Annotated in this window: 5 protein-coding genes; all 5 read left to right on the top strand. The window is 66.6% G+C overall.

Annotation, left to right across the window (positions count from 1 at the left end; genetic code table 11):
• Positions 1-106: 106 nt before the first annotated feature.
• From ACFQ6N_RS40140 to ACFQ6N_RS40120, 5 genes are read left to right on the top strand one after another with little or no spacing between them, the layout of a single operon-like run.
• Positions 107-316, top strand: coding sequence for a hypothetical protein (locus ACFQ6N_RS40140; RefSeq protein ID WP_164087181.1), 210 nt, complete (start codon positions 107-109; stop codon positions 314-316).
• Positions 316-1,002 carry a hypothetical protein gene (locus ACFQ6N_RS40135; RefSeq protein WP_380659106.1) on the top strand — a complete coding sequence of 229 codons (687 nt, stop codon included), beginning with the start codon at positions 316-318 and terminating at the stop codon, positions 1,000-1,002. Before ACFQ6N_RS40140 ends, ACFQ6N_RS40135 begins: the two co-directional genes overlap by 1 nt.
• Positions 1,002-1,433, top strand: a complete 432-nt coding sequence (locus ACFQ6N_RS40130; RefSeq protein ID WP_380659105.1) for a hypothetical protein — start codon at positions 1,002-1,004, stop codon at positions 1,431-1,433. The genes ACFQ6N_RS40135 and ACFQ6N_RS40130 overlap by 1 nt, the downstream gene beginning before the upstream one ends.
• On the top strand, positions 1,433-3,019 hold the full coding sequence (locus ACFQ6N_RS40125) for an SNF2-related protein (protein WP_380659107.1): 1,587 nt from the start codon (positions 1,433-1,435) through the stop codon (positions 3,017-3,019). The genes ACFQ6N_RS40130 and ACFQ6N_RS40125 overlap by 1 nt, the downstream gene beginning before the upstream one ends.
• A complete protein-coding gene (locus ACFQ6N_RS40120; RefSeq protein ID WP_376576359.1) occupies positions 3,016-3,180 on the top strand; it encodes a hypothetical protein in 165 nt (54 codons plus the stop codon). Before ACFQ6N_RS40125 ends, ACFQ6N_RS40120 begins: the two co-directional genes overlap by 4 nt.
• The last annotated feature ends 39 nt before the right edge of the window (positions 3,181-3,219 follow it).

Genomic DNA, 3,219 nt, shown 5'->3' with positions numbered 1-3,219 from the left:
GCGCGAAGCCCGGAGTCACGGTCCGCGGCCCGGTCGAGACGGTGGAGGAGTTTGAGGCGCGCGGCGGCCAGGTGCAGCGCCTCCCGGCCAGCTGGGAGCAGCGAGCATGAGCGAAGTGTTCCGCGTGGGCCAGTTGGTCATGGTGAAGGAAGATCCAGACGTGTTCCTGTTCGCGGGCGAGATCGCACGCGTGTCTGTTCTTGATGTCCCGTGCATGGGCGGAATCGGGATGGAGGTGATCAGCGACCACCTGGGCCGGTTCAAGGGCACCTACGAGCAGTTTGAGCCGGTTCCTGAAATCAAAGGGAGGCACTGATGGACGCCATCGAGAAGCGGGCGCGGGAGCTGTATGAGGCTGCGCGCGGCCTCTACAACGCGACCATCGCCGACCCTGAGGTCATCGTCCGGTGCAATTCAGGTGAGGGGCGGGTCGCGGTCACGGCGGCGGCCGACCGCTGTTTCAGGGCACTGAACGATTTTCATGCCTGCACTGTCTCGGCCGACGACCTTCAGGTTGTTGCGGCGTCCGCAGACGGGGCAAATGAAGTGCATTCCGAAGCTGTCGATCGAGGGCAGCACCTGGTCGAACCCAGAGAAGGACTCGCGGCAGTGAATGCACTGGAGCATGGGGCCGGTTTACGCCTGGGAGGTGACGGAGGAGTTGCAGCTGACCATATTGCGGATGAGCGCAAATTGGTAGAGCGAGTGGCGATGGCCCAGCAGGCGTCGGAGCAGGCGCAGACTGGCTGGACATGGGCGGATTGCTCCCCCATCGAGGTCGAAGGCTGGATGGACCTGGCGCGCGCTGCCATCGCCGCCCTCACGCCGCCCGAGGGCTACGTGCTGGTGCAGGAGGCCCAACTGCGCCACCTCTTGAGCGATGCAATCACCTCGGTCGAGTTCATCGCCGGGCGTGGTCAGTCCAAGCCCCTGTCGAGGCGTGTCAGCGACCAGGCGTGGGCACTGGTCGAGTTGATTCCCGCGAGAAGGAAGGTGCCGTGATGGGCGGCCCAGTCGTCATCCAGCGGGAAGTGGCACCGCTCAAGCCGGGCACTGCCATGGAAGAGCAGCTGCAGCTGAAGGGTATTGGCCGGCTGTTGGCCGGCTTCGGGTATCGCTACGGGTCGGAGGTCCAGCTGCACGAGGTTCTGGCCACCGTCCTGGACAACGCAGGCCATGCGCATGTACGCGAGTACCGGCTCGATGCCAGCAACCGCGCTGACTTCTGGCTGGACGGCCTGGTGATCGAGGTGAAGGTGGCCGGCTCGCTCGCCGATGCCCTGCGGCAGGTTGGGCGCTACATCAACCTTCCGCACGTGCGCGGGGTGCTGCTGGTCACCACCGAACGCTGGGGGGACCGTCCACTGGTGGCCCGGCCGGCATGGCACGGCAAGCCCTTCAACATCATCCGCCTGAAGAGGCAGGCACTGTGATGCAGACGACCTATGGAACCCTCCTGTACAGCGCCGCCGGCAGCACCTGGCGGGTGATCTGCGAGCCGCAGGTGCGCGCGCGCATGAAGCGCGTGTTTCCCCGCGTGCGCCAGCACGCCGCTGAGCACATCGACCTGTCGGCCACGCCAGAGAACAGCCGGGAGCTGCAGTGGTTCACGCAGCGCTACCCGCTGTCGATGGATGCAGACACCGAGCGCGCGCTGCAGCAGCTGGCTGACGAGCATGTGGACATGGAGCGCAGCCTGGGCGAGCTGTTGGCCGGCCGCGTGCAGATCCCGGAGTTCACCCTGGCCAAGCCGCCGCGCGAGTACCAGCGCGTGGCGGGTGCGCAGCTGTCCATCCGTGGCGGCCTGCTGCTGGCGGACGATCTGGGCCTCGGCAAGACGGTCACCGGCATCTGCCCGATGGCCGCGCCGGGGAATCTGCCGGCGGTGGTGGTGTATCCGGCGGCGCTGCCGAACCACTGGCCCGAGAAGCTGGCCGAGTTCGCTCCGCAGCTGCGCGTGCATCACATTCGCAAGGGATCGCCGTACCCGCTCGTTCGGCAGCCCCGGCAGCGCGTCACCGATCTGTGGGACACGCTGCCGGACGTGATCCTGGTCAGCTACCACAAGCTCCGGGGCTGGGCCGAGACCTTGGGCGAGATCGCGCAGTACGTGGTGTTCGAGGAATGCCAGCAGCTGCGCAGCCCAGACAGCAGCATTCACAGCGCCTGCCGCCACCTGGCCGGCCGTGCGCGGCTGCGTATGGGCCTGACCGCCACCCCGATCTACAACTACGGGTGCGAGTTCTTCCATGTGGTCGACCCGCTGTTGCCGGGCTGCCTGGGCACCTATGACGAGTTCCTCCGGGAGTGGTGCATCTCCGCGCCGGGCGAGAAGGCCAAGCTTCAGGACGCCGAGCAGTTCGGCCAATACCTGCGGCGCCAGGGGATCATGCTGCGTCGCACGCGTAAGGAAGTAGGGCGCGAGCTGCCGGCGCTGTCGAAGATTCCGCACGAGGTGGAGGCCGACGCCAAGGCACTGGACGCGATCACCGGCGATGCAGCAGCGCTGGCGCGGATCATCCTGCGGGCCAACGAGCAGTACCGCGGCGAGAAGATGCAGGCCGCCGGCGAGTTCGACCGGCTGCTGCGGCAGGCGACAGGCGTAGCCAAGGCGCCTTACGTTGCCGAGTTCGTCAGGCTGTTGCTGGAGAGCGGTCAGAAAGTGCTGCTGTTCGGGTGGCACCGGGAGGTGTACAGCATCTGGCAGGAGAAGCTGGCCGCCTACAACCCGGTGATGTACACCGGCAGCGAGTCACCGAGCCAGAAGCAGGCGGCGAAGGAGGCATTCATCGCCGGAGATAGCCAGGTGATGCTGATCAGCCTCCGCTCTGGCGCGGGCATCGACGGACTGCAGCACGTGTGCAGCACGGTGGTGTTCGGCGAGCTGGACTGGTCGCCCGGTGTGCATGAGCAGTGCATCGGCCGTGTGCACCGCGACGGCCAGACCGAGCCGGTCATGGCGTACTTCCTGCTCTCCGACAGCGGCAGCGACCCCATTGTGTCGGACGTGCTGGGGTGAAGCGCGAGCAGATCGAAGGCGTGCGCAGCCCAGGGGAGCACCTGGTGGAGCGTCTGGACGTAGGCGAGAACCAGCTGCGCGCGCTGGCCCAGCAATTCCTTCAGCAGCAGGGCGTGCCCCCGGAGACAACGAGCGTCACAACCATGGAGACCTCCCGATGATTCCCCAATTCCTCAGCCTGGACGACGCAACCCACCAAC

This window comes from Kitasatospora sp. NPDC056446 (assembly GCF_042796115.1).
Lineage (GTDB): Bacteria > Actinomycetota > Actinomycetes > Streptomycetales > Streptomycetaceae > Kitasatospora.
Note: the sequence above shows the minus strand (reverse complement) of the source record. Positions and strands in the feature narration are given on the sequence as shown.

Excerpts from the sequence above, each read along its gene's own strand:
- ACFQ6N_RS40140 (WP_164087181.1), top strand. The coding sequence starts at position 107 with ATGAGCGAAGTGTTCCGCGTGGGCCAGTTGGTCATGGTGAAGGAAGAT.
- ACFQ6N_RS40135 (WP_380659106.1), top strand. The coding sequence starts at position 316 with ATGGACGCCATCGAGAAGCGGGCGCGGGAGCTGTATGAGGCTGCGCGC.
- ACFQ6N_RS40130 (WP_380659105.1), top strand. The coding sequence starts at position 1,002 with ATGGGCGGCCCAGTCGTCATCCAGCGGGAAGTGGCACCGCTCAAGCCG.
- ACFQ6N_RS40125 (WP_380659107.1), top strand. The coding sequence starts at position 1,433 with ATGCAGACGACCTATGGAACCCTCCTGTACAGCGCCGCCGGCAGCACC.